Source organism: Schaalia cardiffensis F0333, assembly GCF_005886435.1.
In the GTDB taxonomy this organism is placed as follows: Bacteria; Actinomycetota; Actinomycetes; order Actinomycetales; family Actinomycetaceae; genus Pauljensenia; species Pauljensenia cardiffensis.
In genome coordinates, this window is sequence record NZ_CP040505.1 from 1,389,177 (window position 1) to 1,408,197 (window position 19,021).

The 19,021-nt window shown below is 61.1% G+C and carries 14 protein-coding genes and 3 tRNA genes; 7 read left to right on the top strand and 10 right to left on the bottom strand.

Translation table 11 applies throughout. The features are described 5' to 3' along the window. Positions 1–19: 19 nt before the first annotated feature. On the bottom strand, positions 20–1,420 hold the full coding sequence (gene leuC, locus FFA61_RS05825) for a 3-isopropylmalate dehydratase large subunit (protein ID WP_005964509.1): 1,401 nt from the start codon (positions 1,418–1,420) through the stop codon (positions 20–22). A 177-nt stretch (positions 1,421–1,597) separates the two neighbouring features. Here leuC and FFA61_RS05830 point away from each other — a divergent pair, with 177 nt between their 5' ends. Beyond that, positions 1,598–2,332, top strand: coding sequence for an IclR family transcriptional regulator (locus FFA61_RS05830; RefSeq protein ID WP_005964512.1), 735 nt, complete (start codon positions 1,598–1,600; stop codon positions 2,330–2,332). Between the two features lie 273 nt (positions 2,333–2,605). Here FFA61_RS05830 and FFA61_RS05835 read toward each other — a convergent pair. The 4 genes from FFA61_RS05835 to gltX form a co-directional block, all read right to left on the bottom strand. Further along, positions 2,606–2,678: transfer RNA gene (locus tag FFA61_RS05835), tRNA-Glu, on the bottom strand. A 68-nt stretch (positions 2,679–2,746) separates the two neighbouring features. Continuing rightward, positions 2,747–2,819: transfer RNA gene (locus FFA61_RS05840), tRNA-Glu, on the bottom strand. 26 nt (positions 2,820–2,845) lie between these two features. Further along, a tRNA-Gln gene (locus FFA61_RS05845) sits at positions 2,846–2,917 on the bottom strand. 451 nt (positions 2,918–3,368) lie between these two features. Next, positions 3,369–4,874 carry a glutamate--tRNA ligase gene (gene gltX, locus FFA61_RS05850; RefSeq protein WP_040314182.1) on the bottom strand — a complete coding sequence of 502 codons (1,506 nt, stop codon included), beginning with the start codon at positions 4,872–4,874 and terminating at the stop codon, positions 3,369–3,371. Positions 4,875–5,111: 237 nt separating this feature from the next. Here gltX and FFA61_RS05855 point away from each other — a divergent pair, with 237 nt between their 5' ends. Further along, on the top strand, positions 5,112–6,293 hold the full coding sequence (locus FFA61_RS05855) for a MalY/PatB family protein (RefSeq protein ID WP_005964528.1): 1,182 nt from the start codon (positions 5,112–5,114) through the stop codon (positions 6,291–6,293). A 281-nt stretch (positions 6,294–6,574) separates the two neighbouring features. On the opposite strand, the gene FFA61_RS05860 is transcribed toward FFA61_RS05855, so the two are convergent. Both FFA61_RS05860 and FFA61_RS05865 read right to left on the bottom strand, forming a co-directional pair. Next, entirely contained in the window at positions 6,575–7,348 is a 774-nt protein-coding gene (locus FFA61_RS05860) for a fumarylacetoacetate hydrolase family protein (RefSeq protein WP_005964534.1), read from the bottom strand. Positions 7,349–7,717: 369 nt separating this feature from the next. Beyond that, positions 7,718–9,175 (bottom strand): alanine/glycine:cation symporter family protein, encoded by a 1,458-nt coding sequence (locus FFA61_RS05865; protein ID WP_005964536.1) that lies wholly within the window; start codon positions 9,173–9,175, stop codon positions 7,718–7,720. Between the two features lie 154 nt (positions 9,176–9,329). Between FFA61_RS05865 and FFA61_RS05870 the strand changes: the two genes are divergently transcribed. The 4 genes from FFA61_RS05870 (at position 9,330) to FFA61_RS05885 (ending at position 14,375) form a co-directional block, all read left to right on the top strand. Further along, complete coding sequence (locus tag FFA61_RS05870; RefSeq protein ID WP_005964537.1) at positions 9,330–12,002, top strand: DEAD/DEAH box helicase; 2,673 nt, start codon at positions 9,330–9,332, stop codon at positions 12,000–12,002. Between the two features lie 169 nt (positions 12,003–12,171). Beyond that, positions 12,172–12,474 (top strand): type II toxin-antitoxin system Phd/YefM family antitoxin, encoded by a 303-nt coding sequence (locus tag FFA61_RS05875; protein WP_005964539.1) that lies wholly within the window; start codon positions 12,172–12,174, stop codon positions 12,472–12,474. Then, on the top strand, positions 12,471–12,878 hold the full coding sequence (locus tag FFA61_RS05880) for a type II toxin-antitoxin system VapC family toxin (protein WP_005964541.1): 408 nt from the start codon (positions 12,471–12,473) through the stop codon (positions 12,876–12,878). Before FFA61_RS05875 ends, FFA61_RS05880 begins: the two co-directional genes overlap by 4 nt. Positions 12,879–13,061: 183 nt before the next feature. Then, positions 13,062–14,375, top strand: coding sequence for a CapA family protein (locus tag FFA61_RS05885; RefSeq protein ID WP_005964543.1), 1,314 nt, complete (start codon positions 13,062–13,064; stop codon positions 14,373–14,375). Between the two features lie 140 nt (positions 14,376–14,515). On the opposite strand, the gene FFA61_RS05890 is transcribed toward FFA61_RS05885, so the two are convergent. Continuing rightward, positions 14,516–14,902, bottom strand: a complete 387-nt coding sequence (locus FFA61_RS05890) for a YccF domain-containing protein (RefSeq protein WP_040314184.1) — start codon at positions 14,900–14,902, stop codon at positions 14,516–14,518. A 351-nt stretch (positions 14,903–15,253) separates the two neighbouring features. Between FFA61_RS05890 and FFA61_RS05895 the strand changes: the two genes are divergently transcribed. After that, complete coding sequence (locus FFA61_RS05895; protein ID WP_005964555.1) at positions 15,254–15,952, top strand: YggS family pyridoxal phosphate-dependent enzyme; 699 nt, start codon at positions 15,254–15,256, stop codon at positions 15,950–15,952. A 59-nt stretch (positions 15,953–16,011) separates the two neighbouring features. On the opposite strand, the gene lplAB is transcribed toward FFA61_RS05895, so the two are convergent. Both lplAB and cimA read right to left on the bottom strand, forming a co-directional pair. Continuing rightward, the gene (lplAB, locus tag FFA61_RS05900; RefSeq protein WP_005964558.1) at positions 16,012–17,061 is read right to left on the bottom strand and encodes a lipoate-protein ligase LplAB; all 1,050 of its coding nucleotides are present in this window, start codon (positions 17,059–17,061) and stop codon (positions 16,012–16,014) included. A gap of 342 nt (positions 17,062–17,403) precedes the next feature. Then, positions 17,404–19,020: a citramalate synthase gene (gene cimA / locus FFA61_RS05905; protein ID WP_005964561.1), complete on the bottom strand. Its 1,617-nt coding sequence runs from the start codon at positions 19,018–19,020 to the stop codon at positions 17,404–17,406. Position 19,021 lies beyond the last annotated feature (1 nt).

Below are 19,021 nucleotides of genomic sequence, written 5' to 3' on the forward strand. Positions count from 1 at the left end.
TTCTCCTTCCGCGCCAGTCTTAGAGGTCCGCCGGGCTCGACAAGGTTCCGCGCACCGCTGTGGCGGCGGCGACCAGTGGCGACACGAGGTGGGTGCGCCCGCCCTTGCCCTGTCGGCCCTCGAAGTTACGGTTCGAGGTCGAGGCGGAGCGTTCGCCGGGGCTGAGCGTGTCGGGGTTCATTCCCAGGCACATCGAACAGCCCGCATTACGCCATTCGGCTCCGAACTCCGTGAAGACCCTGTCGAGTCCTTCGGCTTCGGCCTGCAGGCGGACTCGGGCGGAACCGGGCACGACGAGCATTCGGATGGAGTCGGCTTTCTTGCGTCCCTTGATAATGGCCGCTGCGGCCCGCAGGTCCTCGATGCGCCCATTCGTGCACGAGCCGAGGAAGACCGTGTCGATGCGGATATCGCGCATCGCAGTGCCGACTTTCAAATCCATGTATTCCAGGGCCCTTTCGGCGGCGAGACGCTGTGATTCATCACTGAAGTCCTTGGGGTCAGGCACCTTCGAGGAGAGGGGAACACCTTGGCCTGGGTTGGTGCCCCAGGTGACGAAGGGTTCGATGTCGACCGCTTCGAGGATGACCTCGGCGTCGAAGACGGCGTCCTCATCGGAGGGAAGGGTCTTCCAGTATTCGACGGCGCGCTCCCATTCCTCGCCCTCGGGTGCGTGCGGACGGTCTTTGAGGTATTCGAAGGTCGTTTCGTCGGGGGCGACCATTCCGGCTCGGGCACCGGCCTCGATCGACATATTGCACACCGTCATGCGCCCCTCCATGGAGAGTTCACGGATCGCTTGTCCCCGGTATTCGAGGACGTAACCCTGGCCCCCACCGGTTCCGATCTTCGCGATGACGGCAAGGATGATGTCTTTCGCGGTCGACCCTTGAGGCAGGGAACCGTTCACGGTGATCGCCATCGTCTTGAAGGGGGCGAGTGGCAGGGTCTGGGTCGCGAGGACGTGTTCAACCTGGCTGGTCCCAATGCCGAAAGCGAGGGCTCCGAAGGCGCCGTGTGTGGAGGTGTGCGAGTCGCCGCAGACGATCGTCATGCCGGGCTGGGTCAGTCCGAGCTGCGGGCCGACGACGTGCACGATTCCCTGGTCGGCGTCGCCGAGGGAGTGCAGGCGGATCCCGAATTCCTTCGCGTTCTCGCGAAGGGTATTGATCTGCAGGCGGCTCGTCTCATCGGCGATCGGCAGGTCGATGTCGAGGGTCGGAGTGTTGTGGTCCTCGGTGGCGATCGTCAACTCCGGGCGGCGGACCTTGCGGCCTGCGAGCCTGAGCCCTTCGAAGGCTTGGGGGCTCGTCACCTCGTGGACAAGGTGGAGGTCGATGTAGAGCAGGTCGGGGGCACCGCCCTCGCCCTGCTTCACGATGTGGTCGCGCCACACCTTCTCTGCCATTGTGCCGGTCACGCTTCCTCCTTGGTCCGGGCATTTCGCGCTTGGTCCACGCGTCGTGCGCGAAGAACTGCGAGTAGGGGAAGTGGAGTCGTCGGGTGCGATTCATTCTTCCCCATTGATATTCATCGTCTGCCGTTCCACCATTCGAAGATTTGAAGTCTCACCGTTTGAGATGGCAGACTGTGAAGCATGGAGGACTCGACAACGAGCGGAGTCGGTGTTCTGGACAAGGCGGCGCTGGTTCTCGGCGCCCTGGAGGCAGGTCCCGCCACCTTGGCCCAACTGGTTTCCGCGACAGGTTTGGCACGCCCGACCGCCCACCGTCTTGCGGTGGCCCTCGAGTATCACCGCATGGTCGCCCGAGACATGCAGGGACGCTTCGTTCTGGGCCCGCGCCTCCAAGAGCTCGCCTCTTCGGCAGGCGAGGATCGTCTTCTTGCTGCTTCTATGCCCGTGCTCCAGGCGCTGCGCGACCACACGAAGGAGTCTTCGCAGCTCTTCCGCCGTCAGGGCGACTACCGGGTGTGCGTCGCCGCTTCGGAACGTGAGATGGGGCTTCGCGACTCGATCCCAGTCGGTGCAACCCTTTCGATGGCTGCCGGTTCTGCGGCTCAGGTGCTTCTCGCCTGGGAGGAGCCTGATCGCCTGCACCGGGGCCTGTATGGAGCGTCCTTCAACGCGACGATGCTCTCACAGGTTCGACGCCGCGGCTGGGCGCAGTCCGTCGGAGAGCGCGAACCCGGGGTCGCCTCCGTGTCCGCCCCTGTGCGCGGCCCATCCGGTCGTGTTCTTGCTGCATTGTCGATTTCGGGCCCAATTGAGCGCATGGGCCGCCAGCCCGGTCGCCAGCATGGTCCCTCGGTCGTCGCCGCGGCGAATCGGCTTTCCGATTTCCTGCGCAGCGTCGAAGACTCGGATCTGTAGGCCCCTCTTGATTTCAAGCGCTGAGCCAGTGGGTTCGGCGCAGCCTCACAACCCACCCCTGCGGCCCCTGCAAAGCCCCCGCCGGGCTCAGCGCCGCCCACAAGTCGGACATTAGGCGCACGCAAGTCGGACGATTCATACTTTGACCTGGGGTTTCTTCAAGGATCCACGGCATAGCGTTCGACTTGTGGACTGGCAACCGAAGGCCAAGCACCAGACAGCCCGACGAGAAACAAGAGAAGCGGAAGCCCAACTGGGCTTCCGCTTCATTCGTACCCCCAACCGGATTTGAACCGGTGTTAACGCCGTGAGAGGGCGTCGTCCTAGGCCGCTAGACGATGGGGGCCTTGATTCCTAAGAACGTGATTTCAGGATCAGAATCTCAGGATCAGTGTTACCGGCGAACCGGTTCCGTACCCCCAACCGGATTTGAACCGGTGTTAACGCCGTGAGAGGGCGTCGTCCTAGGCCGCTAGACGATGGGGGCCTTGTCGCAAGCTGAACTTGCGATCGCTGGGGTACCAGGACTCGAACCTAGAATGGCTGAACCAGAATCAGCTGTGTTGCCAATTACACCATACCCCAATGGGTATCACCCCCAGCCCCGTGGAGCCGGTGGCGACAAGAGAAGAGAATAGCCGAGCCCTTCCTCCAACACCAAATCAATGAAGCGTGCTCCCGCTCACGTTCACAGCTCACAGCACTGTCGCAGCTCACATCGGATTCGCAGCTCTGCCCGGCTTCGGAGCTCAGAGCGCTTTCGCAGCTCACATCGGGTTCGCAGCTCGGCTTCGCTGCGCCAACTCAGATTCACAGCACGAACTCACGTTCACAGCACCTTCGCAGCTCTGCTCACGTTCACAGCTCAACTCCTGCTCACGGTCACGCTCACGCTCACAACTCCCACTCACGCTCACGGTCAGGCTCAGGCTCAGGCTCAGGCTCAGGCTCAGGGGAGTATCGCTGCGTTTACGCGGCATATGCACTGCGGGCGCGGCCCGGAGGTCGCGCCCGCAGCTGGGAGAATCTCAAAACCTCAGCCCAGCCGAACCAGGAGCTGATCGATGCGCCTGAGGACCTCTTCGCGACCGAGGATCGCCATCGAATCAACGACCGGCAGGGACACATTCGTGCCGGTCATCGCCACGAAAAGGGGACCGAAGGCAAAGCGGGGCTTGACACCCATCTCCTCGACGAGCTTCGCATCGAGGGCGGGCTTGCTCGCCGCAGCACTGAAATCCTCAATCCCCTCAAGAACCTCGCGCGCGGCCCTGAGGACCTCGTGAGCGTTCTCTTTGAGCTTCGAAAGAGCCTTCTCGTTGTATTCAATCGACTCGGCGCCGGTGAAGAGGAAACGCATGAGGGGCCCGACCTCGCCGAGAAGCTGAATACGGGTCTGCGCGAGCGGAGCCGCCTGGTCGAGGATCGTCTTCTCGTCCTCGCCAAGCTCTTCATAGCTTTGAGCCGAGACGAGACCATCGCGCTGGAGGAAGGGCACGAGCCGCCTCTTGAAGTCCTCGCCGTCGAGACGACGGATGTGCTCGGCGTTGATCGCGACGCACTTCTTGTAGTCGAAACGAGCCGGATTCGGGTTGACCTGCTCAATGTCGAAGGCTTGAGCAAGTTCACTCATCGTGAAGATGTCGCGGTCGGGCGCGATCGACCATCCCAGGAGGGCGAGGTAGTTGTTGAGGCCCTCGGGAATCATCCCGGCTTCCTTGTGCAAAAGGAGGTTCGATTCGGGATCACGCTTGGAGAGTTTCTTGTTGCCCTCCCCCATCACGTAGGGGAGGTGGCCGAAGCGCGGCATGAACTTGGCGACGCCGATCGCTTCGAGGGCGCGGTACAAGACGATCTGACGCGGAGTCGAGGACAGGAGGTCCTCACCGCGCAGAACATGGGTGATCTCCATCAGAGCGTCGTCAACCGGGTTGACCAGAGTGTAGAGGGGGTGGCCGTTTGCGCGGACGATGACGTAGTCGGGGACGGAGCCCGCTTTGAAGGTGATTTCACCACGAATGAGGTCAGTGAAGGTGATGTCCTCATCGGGCATGCGCATGCGCAAAACGGGCTTGCGACCTTCGGCTTTGAAAGCGGCGATCTGCTCTTCACTGAGTGTGCGGTCGAAGCCGTCGTAGCCGAGCTTCGGGTCTTCACCCTTCGCACGGTGACGTTCTTCGATCTCTTCCGGGGTCGAGTAGGACTCGTAGGCGTAACCGGCTTCGAGGAGGCGCGCGGCGACCTGGGCGTAAATGTCCATTCTCTCGGACTGACGGTAGGGGGCGTGCGCCCCGCCCTTGTCCACGCCCTCATCCCAGTCGAGGCCGAGCCACTTGAGGGAGTCGAGGATCTGGTCGAAGGATTCTTGGGAGTCTCGGGCCGCATCGGTGTCTTCGATGCGGAAAACGAAGGTTCCGCCCGTGTGACGCGCGTATGCCCAGTTGAACAGGCAGGTTCGCACCATACCCACGTGGGGGGTACCGGTCGGGGACGGGCAGAATCGAACGCGCACTTCGGCGCCGGAGGCTGTCGTTTCACTCATGATGGGCCGATTCTACTCCGGGAAACGCCTCTTCCTTCCCCGCTATTGCCTTCATCGGCTTGGAAGCAAGGGGGTGTTCCAAGAGATGAGGACGGGTCCTCCTAAGGAAAGACGAGGGCGAGGCCGCTTCCGGGAAAGACGAGGGCGGGGTCGGTCCTGAGAACCGAAGATGAGCGGCGTAGCCTGTTGAGGGATCGCCCGCACAGGATTCTGAGCGCCCACAAGCGAGGTTCATTCATGATTCAGACCTTCACCCCCGAACAATTGCGCCGCATCGGGTCCCTGAAGTGGAGCGGCATCACGAGTTCAACGGGCGCGCCGACGATCGGGGCGTGGGTCGCGGAAATGGATTTCGGCACCTCTCCTCGTCTTGAGGAAGTGATGATCTCGGCGATCCGCAATGGCCTCCTGGGCTATCAGCCGAAGTGGCTCGCCCCAAGACTCGCCGAGGCAACCACTGTTTTCCAGGCACAGCGCTTCGGCTGGCAGATCGCACCAGAACAGGTCCGTCTTGTCGAATCCGTCCTCTCATCGCTCCGGAGTGTGATCACACACTTCCTGCAACCCCAAGCTCCCGTGATCGTCCCAACTCCGGCCTACATGCCCTTCCTCACGATCCCGAAAGCCCTGGGCCATCCGGTGATCGAGGTTCCCTCCCTCCATGGTGAAGCCGCAGGCCAGCGGGGCTGGATGCTTGATCTTGAGGGGATTCGAGCTGGCTTGGAGGCCGGTGCGGGCCTCATGATCTTGTGTAATCCGTGGAATCCTGTCGGCCGCGTGTTCTCCGTCGAAGAACTCACTGAGCTTCATAAACTCCTCGCCGGGTACGAGGTACTTGTCTTCTCCGATGAAATCCACTCCCCTCTCGTCCTCGCGGATGTTCCCTTCGTGTCATATGCGAGCCTTGGCGCGGACTTCGCGGCGCATACTGTGACCGCGACGGCGGCCTCCAAAGGCTGGAATATCGCGGGCCTGCCCTCCGCGCAGCTGATCGTGCCTGATGAGAGGCTTCGCGAGCGTTGGGATCGGGTCGGCGCGGAGCTCCAATTCGGGGCGTCCACAATCGGCACTCTCGCGACGATCGCGGCTTATCGTGAAACAGATCCCTGGCAGGATGAAGTTCGCCGCTACATTGATCTCAATATGGAGGCCGTCGAGCAGGCGATCGCGAACTCCCCCATCGATTTCACCCGCCCGGAGGGCGGTTATCTCAGTTGGTGGGGTTTTGAGGGGCTCGGCCTCGGTGATAATCCTTCGGCAAAGATTCGCGAGCTTGCGGGAATCGCGGTGAATGAGGGGGCGAGCCTTGGCGCGGACTATTCGCAGTGGGCTCGTTTCAACTTCGCGTGTTCGCATGAGGTGACCGCCGAGATCATTGAGCGGATGCTCAACCTCATCCAAGGGGCCTCATTGGCGTGATCGCATCCCTTTGAGGGGTGAAGAGGATCGGCTCGAGCTGTTCATCAGGGTGAGGGACGGCGTGGCGCGGCAAAGAACCGCAGGTCTTCGTGCCAACAGTGAAGCAGCGCAACAACAGCGAGCCGCATTCGTGCCAACAGTGAAGCAGCGCAACAACAGCTAGTAGCAGCCAAAACCGCCGCACCACAGCAAAAAGCAGCCAAGCGCCGAGGGGCGAGGCCAGCGCTTCCACGCTTCACCTCGCCCCTCGCCACCGGGGTGGAACTCTCCTCCCGGAGTATTCATCGGCGAATGACCGGGTTCGTGAGCCGACCGATCTCGGGGATCTCGAAAGAAACGGTGTCGCCTGCTTCGATCGGTCCGGACACTCCCGGGCAGCCCGTGGTGATGACATCTCCAGGGAGCAGGGTGAAAAGGGTCGAACAGTAGGCGACGAGTTCGCGGACCGTGTGCAGCATGTACGCGGTCGAGCCGGTTGTGTGCGCATCGCCGACACTGCCGGAGATCACAAGGTTTTGCACATCAAGTTCGGGGTCCACCACGATCCAAGGGCCGAGCGGACAGGCAGTGTCGAAGGACTTGCCTTTCAGCCAGGGGCCGCCGTCCATTGCGTCGCGGGCGGTGACATCGTTGCACAGGGTGTAGCCGAGGATCACCTGGTCGACCTCGTCAAGGGGCACATCCTTCGCGAGGGACTTGATGACGACAGCGAGTTCGCCCTCGTAGATCACATCCTGGCTCCACTTGGGCAAGACGATCGGATCATCCGGGCCAATGACCGAAGTGTTCGTTTTCATGAAGATCGGGGGCATCGTCTCAGGTTCGGACGAGCCTGGAACGCGGACCTCCTCGCCGAAGTTCGTGCCGATGCCGATGACTTTCGAACGGGGGATCACGGGTGAGAGGAGGCGAACCTCTTCAAGTTCGACAATGCGTCCATCGGGTTCGATTTCGCTGAAGAGGGGGTCGCCCTTGAGGACGACGATGCGGCTGGATCCCTCTTCGAGGGCGCCGTAGCGGGGTGATTCACCATCAGAAAAGCGCACGATTCTCATGGGATGAGCCTATTCCTTCGTGGGGTGTGTGCATCGGCGAAGCGCCCTCGAATCCGCAATTTGTCGGACAAGTGGGGTGGCTTGTCTCCTCTTCAAGGGCTCAACGTCCCGGTGCTCCACCCCTGCGCTGTATCGACGCCCGGGGTTCGAAGAGACTGAATTGTTCGTGCTCGGCCACAAGTGCCACGGCATCAAGGTCTCAGAGTCCAGCGAGACCAGCCACAACGAACCCCTTTCACAAAGACCCCGTTGCGACCACCACGAGAACCTGGCGCCCTCTGCAAGCACCCCGCTCAGAAGCAGCACCCCTCTTCTGTCCAGGAGTCTGTGGGGACATCGTTGACCGAGGCTGGCTGCCAGGTGCGCGTGTTATCCCCTCCACGAGTCCGTGGGCACATCTGTGGGCAAAAGCGGGTTGTCTACGCCGCTGAAGACAGGCTCTGCCACTTTCTCACGACGCTGGCGCTCATAATCGCGCAAAGCACCACGCCCCCACTTCGACAAGCTCAGGAGCGCCACGAGGTTCGTCACCGTCATGACGGCCATCGCGATATCAACCGTGTTCCACACCAGGTCCAGGGAGGCCAGAGCGCCGAGAACCACCGAAAACACCGAGACGACGCGGACACTCCACACTGCCCACTTCGTGTTACTCACAAAGGTCATATTCGTTTCGGAATAGACATAAGCCGCGATGATCGAGGAGTAGGCGAGAACAAAGATCAGGATCGCCATCGGCATGATCGTCCATGCGCCAAGTTCATGGGCAACGGCAAGTGAGGTGAGGTTCGCTGGATTCGCGCCTTGAGCGCCCCAGACCTCCGGGCCTGCGATGAGGATGACGAAGGCGGTGGCGGTGCATACGACGATCGTGTCAATGAAGACCCCGAGCGATTGAATGAGTCCCTGCGTCACTGGGTGCGACACGGTCGCGGTCGCAGCCGCGTTCGGCGCGGTCCCCTGGCCTGCTTCATTGGAGAAGAGCCCGCGTTTCGTACCGTTGATGAGGGCGGCGAAGATTCCGCCTCCTAGTCCACCCACGATGGGAGCGGGAGCTGCGGCCCCTCGGATGATCTGGGCAAGGACCGTACCGAACTGGTCGATGTTCATGACGACAATGATCGCGACCATGATGACGTAGATCGTCGCCATGATCGGGGCCATCCATTCGGTGACGCGGGCGACTGTGCGGATCCCACCGAAAATCACCATCGCGGAGAACACGAAGAGGAGCGCGGCGATAATGAGCTGCGCCTGCGAGAGCCCCCAGAGCGCTGGATCGTCCCCTGCATCGCCGAGGGCGGAGAGCACAGTGCCGGCGATCGCATTCGACTGAACCGAGGTGATGACGAAAGCACAGGTCACGACGGTGATGATTGCGAATACCGTGGCGAGTGCCTTGTTCTTCATTCCCAGAGAGATGTAGTAGGCAGGGCCGCCGCGGAAAGAGCCATCTGCGGCACGGACTTTGAATATCTGCGCGAGGGTCGCTTCGAAGAAGGCGGTCGCCATGCCGACGAGGGCAACGATCCACATCCAGAAGATCGCGCCTGGCCCGCCCATGAGCAGGGCAGCGGCTACGCCGAAAACATTGCCGACACCGACTCGCGCGGCGAGGGAGATCGTGAAGGCCTGGAAGGAGGAGATACCTCCCTTCGCTCCTTGACGCGAGCCCGTGACCGCGCGGATCATGCTCGGGAAATGACGGAGTTGAACGGCGCGGGATGTGATCGTGAGGAAGAGGCCAGTCCCGACGAGAAGCCAGACCGTCACATGCAATGTGAGCCAGTCCGCGACCACCAGGATTTGGTTTGCGAGATCTTCCACGCCGCACTCCTTTCTCCTCCACCGATGCGGTGGTTCGTCAATAGGACCTGATCAGGCTCCCATAAGTGCGAAAAGGAGCTTGTCAAGGGTCAGCACGTGGGACTCGAGGGGCGAGGATCAGGAAAGCCCCACGGCTTGCACGGATAATGAGGATATGACGGCTCCCCTCAATGACCTCCTCGACGAACTCGAGGACGATGGCTCTCTTGACGACATCGACGCCCTCTATGAGGCCTTCACTTCGTGGGCTGAATCGAATGGGAGACCGTTGTATCCGCATCAGGACGAGTCCCTCATGCAGATCCTCGACGGCAAGCACGTGATCGCAGCGACTCCGACGGGGTCGGGCAAGTCGATGATCGCCCTCGCCGCCCACTTCGTGTCAATGGCGCAGGGTGGACGCAGCTACTACACCGCGCCTCTCAAAGCCCTGGTGTCGGAGAAGTTCTTCGACCTCGTCGCCCTTTTCGGCGCAAAGAACGTCGGAATGATCACCGGTGACTTCTCCTTGAACGTTGATGCCCCCATCATTTGCTGCACTGCTGAAATCCTCGCGAATCAGGCTCTTCACGACGGCCCCTCCTTGGATGCGGACATGATCGTCATGGACGAGTTCCACTTCTATGGGGATCCTCAGCGCGGCTGGGCCTGGCAGCTTCCCCTACTGGAGTTGAGCGAACCGCAGTTCATCGCGATGTCGGCAACCCTTGGCGACACGAGCACCTTCGAAAAGGCGTGGAAGGAACGCACCGGACGCGAGGTCGGACTCGTTGACGACGCGAAACGCCCCGTCCCCTTAGAGTTCGAGTACGTCGTCGATCGTCTGGAAGACACGGTCGAGCGTCTTTTAAAAGAGGGCCGTTGGCCGGTCTACATCGTTCACTTCGCACAAAAGGATGCTGTGACGACGGCGCAGTCCTTCGACAAACGAAAGCTCATCGACAAGGAGAAGCGAGAGAAGATCGCAGCGGAACTGCGCTCAGTGTCTTTCGGCCGGGGTTTCGGCCAAACTTTAAAATCCCTGCTCTCCCAGGGGATCGGCGTCCATCATGCGGGGATGCTCCCGCGCTATCGTCGCCTCGTGGAGCGCCTCGCCCAGCAGGGACTCTTGCCGATCGTGTGCGGCACCGACACTCTCGGAGTCGGAATCAATGTGCCGATCCGTACTGTCCTCATCACCTCCCTCGTGAAGTTCGACGGGAAGAGGATGCGTCATCTTTCTGCCAGGGAGTTCCACCAGATCGCAGGGCGCGCGGGCCGCGCCGGTTTTGACACGATCGGTTTCGTCAGGGTCCTCGCTCCTGAGCACGAGGTCGAGGCCGCCCGCGAGCGCGCCCGTTTGACCGCCGCTCAGGAGGCCGCGAGGGATGCACGGGATCTGAAGAAGGCGAAAAAGAAGGCCCAGAAGAAACGCAAGGGCCCTGCGGACGGGACGATCTCGTGGACGAAGGGGACTTATGAGCGTCTTCTCTCCGAGTCGCCAGAGCGTTTGCGTTCACAATTCGCCTTCACTCATTCGATGGTGCTCAACGTGCTCGCGGGCGCGCAGAAGGCGCAGAGGGACCCGGGTGAGCATCTTGTCTTCCTCGCTCGCCATAACGATGATCCCCCGAGCGAGGTGAATCCTCATCTGCGTCGTCTGGGCGAGATCTACTCCTCGATGAGGGTCGCCGGAGTGGTCGAGCATGTTTCCACTGAGCAGGCTGTGCGCGATGGTCGCCCTCGTCTGCGCGCCGCTGGGGATCTGCCCGATGAGTTCGCCCTCAATCAGCCCCTCTCACCCTTCGCTCTCGCTGCGATGGATCTGCTCGACCCTGAGTCCCCCGATTTCGCCCTCGATGTTGTGTCCGTCATCGAGTCCGTTTTAGAAGATCCTCGTCCTTTGCTCTTCGCACAGCAGTCTGCTGCCAAGGGCGCGGCCGTGGCCGCGATGAAAGCCGAGGGCATGGAATACGAGGAGAGGATGGAGGCTTTGGAGGAGGTGAGCTGGCCTCGTCCACTTGAAGAGTTATTGAGCGGCGCCTTTACGAGTTATGTGAAGGCAAATCCTTGGGTCGGAGCGCTCGAGCTCTCCCCCAAGTCCGTGGTGCGTGAAATGGTGGAGAACGCCATGACCTTCACGGAACTCGTGTCCCGCTACGATCTCGGGCGTTCTGAGGGCGTGATCTTGCGCTACCTCTCCGACGCTTATCGGGCGATGCGTCAGATTATCCCGGATTCTGCGATGACGCAGGAGGTCCAGGCGATTATCGAGTGGCTCCACGCTTTGATCCGGGCTGTCGACTCGTCCCTCTTGGACGAGTGGGAGGCGCTCGCCGAGGGCCGCGAGATGACACCCGATTCGCAGACCGTAGGCACGGAGCTCGCTTTCGGCGCTAACGAGGACGGGAGTGTCGCTTTCAGTGCGAACCTTCATGCGCTGCGCACCACCGTCCGCAAGGCTCTCTTCCACCATGTCGAGCTCATGAGTCGCGACGCGGTGGAGGCTTTGGCCCGTGAGGATTCGGATTCGGCTTGGGATGAGGCTCGCTGGGATGATGCGCTCGCCCGCTATTGGGCGGAGTACGACTGGATCGGTATTGATCAGGCGGCTCGTTCGGCCAGTATGTGCGTGATTAATGAGGAGCCGAACGCCGCGGATCTTGCCGCTGCAGGAGACGAGGAGGCCGCGGAGCATGCCACGCCGGGCCGCTTTTGGCTCGCCACTCAGACCCTCGCTGATCCTAAGGGCGATGGGGACTGGAGGATTACGGCTCTGGTCGATTTGGATGAGTCCGATCGGCGCGGTGGCCTCGCCCTGCGGCTCCTCGACGTCGGGCCGAGGTGATCGGCTACCTCGGACAGGCGAAGGATGTGACGAGGCGCTTCGCACAACACCGGCACGGCGGCAAACACCACCCTCCGTGGCCGGACATCGTCAGTCTCGAGACGTGCAATCGACTCTCACATGACACGCAAGTCTTACATGTAGAACATTGGAGAGGTAGCCTTGCCTTATGGCTGCCGCCCCCCTCTCCCTCGAAGCAACGATCTCTTTGCGCACGCTCAACCAGCATTCGGGGCGAATCGTCCACGCAGTCGTCGACTCCGGCCGCGCCGTTACTATCACCGACCGAGGTCGCCCCGTCGCGCGCCTCGTGCCCCTTGACACGGACGAAACCCCTCTTGAAAGACTCGTGCGCGAGGGGAAGGTCAGAGTGCCGACACGACAGGGGCATTTTGTTCCGACAGTGCACCCCTTGCCCGAGGGAGTCAGCTTAGAGAGCCTCCTCGCTGAGGATCGTGAGGAACTGTCGTGATCTATCTCGACACGTCCTTCGTCGGCCTTATCTTCCTCAACCAGGAACATGCCCAGGAAGCGAACCAGATCCTCCATGATCTCGGGAAGGACAACTTTTTTGCCTCATCCAGACTCCTTGAAGTCGAACTGATTCGTTTGATGCGCAGAAACGGGCTTGCACTTGATGATGTCAATGAATACCTCCGCGAGCTCTACCTGCTCCCCATCGACGATGCTGTCGTTGAACGCGCTTGTACCCTCACAGGATCATTAAAGTCTCTTGATGCGATTCATCTTGCGACGGCCTTGACCATTGATTCTCCTCGAGATCCTGTCACTTTCTTAACGCACGATGCGAGGCTCCTTGCCGAGGCGAAGCGACTGGGCCTCAATACGCTCCCCCTCACTGGGGACGTCTGTTGATCAGCTGAGCGGGTCGAAGGAAAGAAGGACCCATCGGTGGGAAGATCTTCATTTCTAGGAGAAGGACTGTAGATTCTCGCCCCCTCAGCAAGTTCAGCGAGCCCGAAGTAGCAGAGGCGAACTCATGTGCCTTTGCGATGCGTAGAGCGCACCTTTTCTTGAGGTGACAGATACGATCACACTATGTCCCAGATCACACCAAGGCCTCGTCTCCGTCTTCCGCGCGGCAGTGGTCTTGCGTTCATCTGCGCCCTCATCCTCTCCTGCGTCCTCATGGTCATCTACGCCCTGCCGCTGGCGCCCGGGGGTCCGATCGACGCTCTGTCTCAATCCGATCAATCCGCCGCTTCTCCTCAGTCTTCCGATTCGCAGACTCAAGACAAACCTCAGCCTTTTAAGCCCCGCACTCTGTCCGTCGTGATGAGTGGAGACCTCCTCTGGCACTCGGGACTGTGGGACTCCGCCGCCCAGGTCGCCTACGAAACAGGTCGCGGCCCCTACGACTTTTCCGTCCTCTTCGGCCCTATCCGCTCGACCATCGAAAGCGCAGATCTTGCGATCTGTCACGAGGAAGTGCCCCTCGCCCCCGAAGGTGTAGAACCGAGCGGCTATCCCGTTTTCGCAGCCCCTCAGGAAGTGGCCGCAGCCATCGCCGAAACCGGGTGGGACCTGTGCACGACCTCTTCGAACCATTCACTCGATCAAGGATTCGGCGGCATTGAGACGACTCTGCGCAAGTTCGACGAGGTCGGGATTCTTCACACAGGGACCTTCCGCTCTCCCGAAGAGCGCTCCACCCCGACGATCTACACGAGCCAAGAAGGGGTGCGGATCGGGGTCGTGTCCGGCACCTATTCAACGAATGGGATTCCCCTTCCCGAGGGGCAGGAATGGTCGGTCGCTTTCCTCGACGTGGAGGACATGATCTCAAGGGCGCAGGCCGCACGAGAGGCGGGCGCAGACATCGTGCTCGCAGCCGTCCACGGGGGCGAAGAGTATGTTGCCGAGCCGAACGCCCAGCAGCTTGAGGTCGCCGAGGCTCTCACGGCCAGTGATGCGATTGACCTCGTGTACGGGCACCACGTTCACGTCGTCCAGCCATGGTCCATTGTCAATGGGAAGTGGGTCGTCTACGGCCTGGGGAACATGGTGGCGACGCCACCCTTCGAGTATCGGCGTTCGCACGAGGGCGTGACCGCCCGTTTCGTCTTCACGCAGTCCCCTGAGGGTGGATTCGTTGTGACGCGTGCTCAGTACATTCCGACGCTCATCGATTCCTATTGGGCGGGTGAGCGTCCAGTCCTTCGCCCTGTCCTCGCGGCTCTCGCTTCGGGCGAGGGCGTCACCTCCGACCTTGAGATTGCACGGATCGTGACCCACGATACGGTGTTCTCCCTCGGGGTGCCTGAGGTCCCTGCCCTCGGACCCGAGGGCGATGCCCCAAGTTTCGACGCGCAGGGCGAGCCGATCCCTGCGGCTGGTCTTGAAGAGGGGTGAGGGCGCTGAGCGCCACTCCTCCTTGCTAGCACCAAGTTCAAGGCCCCAATCAGGCCTCAATCACCACGATCGCCCCTAAGTTCTCCATTCTTTTCTTCTGCTCTGCTCTCTTCTCGCCCAGCAGCGAGGTCTTCGTCCAATCAGATGATCGCCTTGGGATCTGTGACGACCATCTTCCCGAAGGGGAAGCAGGTGATCGGAATCATCTTGATATTCGCGATTGCAACGGGGATGCCGATGATCGTGATCGACTGGGCCAGAGCCGTCATGACGTGACCGAGTGCGAGCCATAGGCCCGCGACGAAAAACCAGACGATGTTCATGAGCGCTGAGCCCGCACCCGCGTTCGGCATGTCGACGACGCGCTTACCGAAAGGCCAGAGCACGTAGCTCGCGATCCTGAAGGATGCGATACCCGCAGGGATCGTCACGATGAAGATGCAGGCAATGATCCCGAAGAACATGTAGCCGAGCCAGAGCCACACCCCTCCGAAGAGGAACCAGATGATGTTGAGCAGGGTGCGCATTTCGTCCTCCTTATCGAAGCCTGAGTGACACTCACCAGAGCCTTCAATTATTCTCCACTTCTTGCGAAAGCACATGAGGCGTGTCCCTGAGTGATCCCTGATTCTGCTCAGAGGCCTTCGCCTCGAGTGCGCACGCACTGCGACGAACGAGGACGGGGCCCAGGCACACGAAGACGCGAACTGGGCATCCTCTTACGGCTCCTCCACCGCGCGGAGCATCCGGCGCTCCAGCCTGATATCTGGACGACCAGCACGCAATCCTCTGTCTTCGCCCGGAGGCTCGCACCTGCGCAGGGGCGGGGTTCAAGGGCACGGGCACAGGCATGGGCACCTCGTTCTAGGATCATCCCCATGAGCATCCGCAGCGGAATCGAACAGGCCCTGGTACGTATTGAAAACGCCCGAGACAAAGCGGGCAGGCCAGATCCGGTGAAGCTCGAACTCGCAGTGAAGACGAGGACCCCCGAGGAATGCTACGAAGCCGCCCACGTCCTTGCCGAATTGGGCCGTCCGATTCTGCTCGGCCACAATCGCGTCCAGGAGGCTCGAAACACCGTCACAGCGATCCGACAAGTCGAAGGAGCTGAGCTCCACCTCATCGGCCCCTTACAGTCGAACAAGATCAATCACGCGCTGGGATGCGTCGATGCGATCGAATCAGTGGATTGTCCCGTCCTCGTTGAGAAGATCAATGCTCGAGCCAATCGGGAAGTCCCCATCTTCCTCGAAGTGAATGTCTCCGGGGAAGAGACCAAGCACGGGTGCCACCCCAGCGAGGTGGATGCCCTCGTCGATGCAGCGCTCGGAGCCGAACACCTCAGGCTCTGCGGCTTCATGACCGTCGGTTTGAACTCGCCCATTGAAAAGGATGTTCGCGCCGCCTACGCTCAGCTGCGTTCGATTTGCGAGCGAACCGAAGCTGCGACCGGGTTGCGCGGCCTCGAACTCTCCATGGGGATGTCCGCAGATCTCGAATGGGCGATCGCGGAGGGGGCGAGCATCGTGAGGATCGGCACCGCAGTGTTTGGCGAACGTCGGCCTCGCGATTGAGCACCGCCGAACACTCAGGAAGCTCCGCCCTCGCGGCTCACCGAGGCCGCCCAAGCCGATCAGGGAATCCGGTGCGTCCACTCTTCGGTCGCGAACTTCGTGACACAGCGCTCCTCGGCCTTTGCAAGATCCGCTTCCGTGATCTCACTGGGGGTCGCGCGGTACTTCTGCGTGAAATGGTCGTAAAAGGCCTTGAGGATCGTCTCTCGGGGAAGGCCCGTCTGTGAACGCATGGGGTCAACGCGTTTGACTGCGCTACGCGTCCCCTTATCGCGGATCTTCTCCATGCCGATGCGCAAGACCTCGTTCATCTTCTCCGCATCAATGTCGTAGGCCATCGTCACATGGTGAACCATGTAGCCATTCGACCAGCGTTTTTGAGCGGCCCCACCGATCTTGCCGACCTCGGAAGCGATGTCGTTGAGGGGCACGTACTTCGCTTTGATTCCGACCTTCTCCAAGACCTCCATGACCCATTGATCGAGGAAGGGATAGGACTGTTCGAAGCTCATCCCCTCGACGAGGGCGGTCGGGACGACCAGCGAGTAGGTGATGCAATTGCCAGGCTCCATGAACATGGCTCCGCCACCTGTGACTCGGCGCGACACCAAGATGCCGTGTCGTTCCACTCCTTCGGGTTGGATTTCGTTCTGGTAGGACTGGAAGGAGCCGATGACGACCTGCGGGCCGTTCCATTCCCACAATCGCATGAAAGGCTTGCGTCTTCCGGCTGCGACATCCTCAACCAAGGTCTCGTCCAAGGCGACATTCACCATCGGGTCAACGACCGGACCGTGAATCACCTCGAAATCGATGTCCTCCCAGCTCAAGGCATGCCCGAGAGCGCGTCTCACTGCAACGCCCACAGCTGCGGGGGTGATGCCCATGAGGACATCATCGGATTCAAGGGAGGCTTCGACGAGCTCGGCGATCTCTTTGGCGGAGGCGGATGCGCACACCCCTTCAAGGGCCTGCGTCATCCGTGTCAGAGCGCTATCGGGGTCGAGAAAAAAATCACCCGAGAGCGTCACATCGACGAGGGCATCCTGGTCGACTTCGAGGTCGATGACAACGAGCTTGCCTCCGGGAACCTTGTATTCACCATGCATGGTGATGATTCTCCCTCATCACAGCACAAACGCACGAGTTGAGGGGTGTCCCTCCTTCTTTTCCTTCGTCACTAATCCCTGCACGCGTCATTGATTCTCGCATGCGCCGCTGACCCCTTCCGCACGCCGCTGATTCCTGCACCCCCTGGGCCTCCCGCACGATCGGCTGAACCCGAATCGCGCCAGGCACATCCTTGTGGCAATCTTCCTTTTCCACCGGGTGCGTTCTCACTGCCCACCCGCGAAGAGGCGCGCGAGCCTCACTCCCCGCCGATAAGGCCGTGTTCTCGCTGCCCGGGAAAGAGGCCTCGCCATCCTATTCAATGAGCAAAGAGTCCGCTCCTATTCAATGAGTAAAGAGTCCGCTCCCGAACGCAGCAGGCCCCACCAGTAGGCTTCGAAAAGAGCCTCCCAGGACGCTTCGATGACATCGGTACCGATACCGACAGTCCACCAAGAGCGGTGACCATCACTCATCTCAATGAGCACACGGATCGTCGCATCAGTTCCGGCGCGTTCCTCGTCGAGGATACGCACCTTGAAATCAGCGAGTTCAAAGTCCGCGCACACGGGGTAGTCGCGAGTCATGACATGGCGAAGAGCTCGGTCGAGGGCGTTCACCGGGCCATTACCCTCAGCAGTTCGGATGTGGCGCCGATCCGTGTGGATCTTCACCGTCGCTTCGGACTGGGCGAAAGGCTCGCCCTTAACCTCGGTGATCTCCTGCGACATGACTTTCCAGGACTCGACCCTCAAGAAGCGCGGGAGGCGCCCGAGTTCGTTCAAGGCAAGTAGTTCGAAGGAGGCGTCGGCCGCGTCATAGGTGTAGCCCGCCGCCTCGCGTTCCTTCACCTTCACGGCAATACGAGCCGCAGCATTGGGAAGCGACTCCAAATCAATGCCGAGCTCTTCGGCTTTGAGTTCGATCGAGGACTTTCCGGCCATTTCAGAAACGAGCATCCTCATGCCGTTGCCAACAGTGGCCGGATCGATGTGCTGGTAAAGGTCAGGATCGACGCGGATCGCTGAGGCGTGCAAACCGGCCTTATGCGCGAAAGCGGAATCGCCAACATAAGGTTCACGCGGGAAGGGGGCGATGTTGACGAGCTCCGATATGCGCCGCGACACCGATTCAAGTTTCGCCAGCGATTCTTCAGGAATCACGTCGAATCCACACTTGAGCTGCAGGTTTGCAGCGCAGGTTAAAAGATTCGCATTCCCGGTCCGCTCCCCGTAACCATTGACGGTTCCTTGAATCTGACGAGCTCCGGCCTCGACCGCCGCAATCGTATTCGCGACCGCACACCCCGTGTCGTTATGCGCATGAATACCGAGGACGACGCCCGTGCACCCGGCGTCATCGAGGATTGCTCGCGCGCGCCTCATCGCCTGTGAAACCTGAGAAGGGAGGCTGCCGCCGTTCGTGTCGCACAGGATCACCGCGACCGCTCCGGCGAGCGCCGCCTCCATCATCACGGACATACCGTAGTCCGGATCGTAGGCAAGCCCGTCGAAGAAGTGCTCGAGGTCCACCATCACATCAATCCCCTCTTCCGAGAGGAAGGCGACAGTGTCGCGCACCATGCGCAGGCCCTCGTCCTCGCTGGTGCGCAGAGCCCTCTTGACGTGGCGGACATCAGACTTCGCGACAAGGGTGATGATCTGCGCGCCCGAGTCAAGGAGGGCCCGCACTTGCCGGTCCTCAGCTGCCGCGACTCCCGGCCTCGTCGTCGCACCGAAGGCGACCAGGCGCGCGTGACGCATCCTGATGGAGCGAGCACGTTCGAAGAAGACGGTGTCCTTCGGGATCGCCCCCGGCCAGCCGCCCTCAATGAAGTCGGCTCCAAGATCGTCAAGGATCGGCAGGGCTGCGAGCTTATCGGCGACTGATAGGGAGATCCCCTCCTGCTGGGCGCCGTCGCGAAGGGTCGTGTCGTAAAGTGCGACGTGTTCGGGCATG

What these genes read in the sequence shown, in the direction of transcription:
- FFA61_RS05830 (WP_005964512.1), top strand. Translation starts at nt 1,598, where the DNA reads ATGGAGGACTCGACAACGAGCGGAGTCGGTGTTCTGGACAAGGCGGCG.
- gltX (WP_040314182.1), bottom strand. Translation starts at nt 4,874, where the DNA reads ATGAGTGAAACGACAGCCTCCGGCGCCGAAGTGCGCGTTCGATTCTGC.
- FFA61_RS05855 (WP_005964528.1), top strand. Translation starts at nt 5,112, where the DNA reads ATGATTCAGACCTTCACCCCCGAACAATTGCGCCGCATCGGGTCCCTG.
- FFA61_RS05860 (WP_005964534.1), bottom strand. Translation starts at nt 7,348, where the DNA reads ATGAGAATCGTGCGCTTTTCTGATGGTGAATCACCCCGCTACGGCGCC.
- FFA61_RS05870 (WP_005964537.1), top strand. Translation starts at nt 9,330, where the DNA reads ATGACGGCTCCCCTCAATGACCTCCTCGACGAACTCGAGGACGATGGC.
- FFA61_RS05875 (WP_005964539.1), top strand. Translation starts at nt 12,172, where the DNA reads ATGGCTGCCGCCCCCCTCTCCCTCGAAGCAACGATCTCTTTGCGCACG.
- FFA61_RS05885 (WP_005964543.1), top strand. Translation starts at nt 13,062, where the DNA reads ATGTCCCAGATCACACCAAGGCCTCGTCTCCGTCTTCCGCGCGGCAGT.
- FFA61_RS05890 (WP_040314184.1), bottom strand. Translation starts at nt 14,902, where the DNA reads ATGCGCACCCTGCTCAACATCATCTGGTTCCTCTTCGGAGGGGTGTGG.
- FFA61_RS05895 (WP_005964555.1), top strand. Translation starts at nt 15,254, where the DNA reads ATGAGCATCCGCAGCGGAATCGAACAGGCCCTGGTACGTATTGAAAAC.
- lplAB (WP_005964558.1), bottom strand. Translation starts at nt 17,061, where the DNA reads ATGCATGGTGAATACAAGGTTCCCGGAGGCAAGCTCGTTGTCATCGAC.
- cimA (WP_005964561.1), bottom strand. Translation starts at nt 19,020, where the DNA reads ATGCCCGAACACGTCGCACTTTACGACACGACCCTTCGCGACGGCGCC.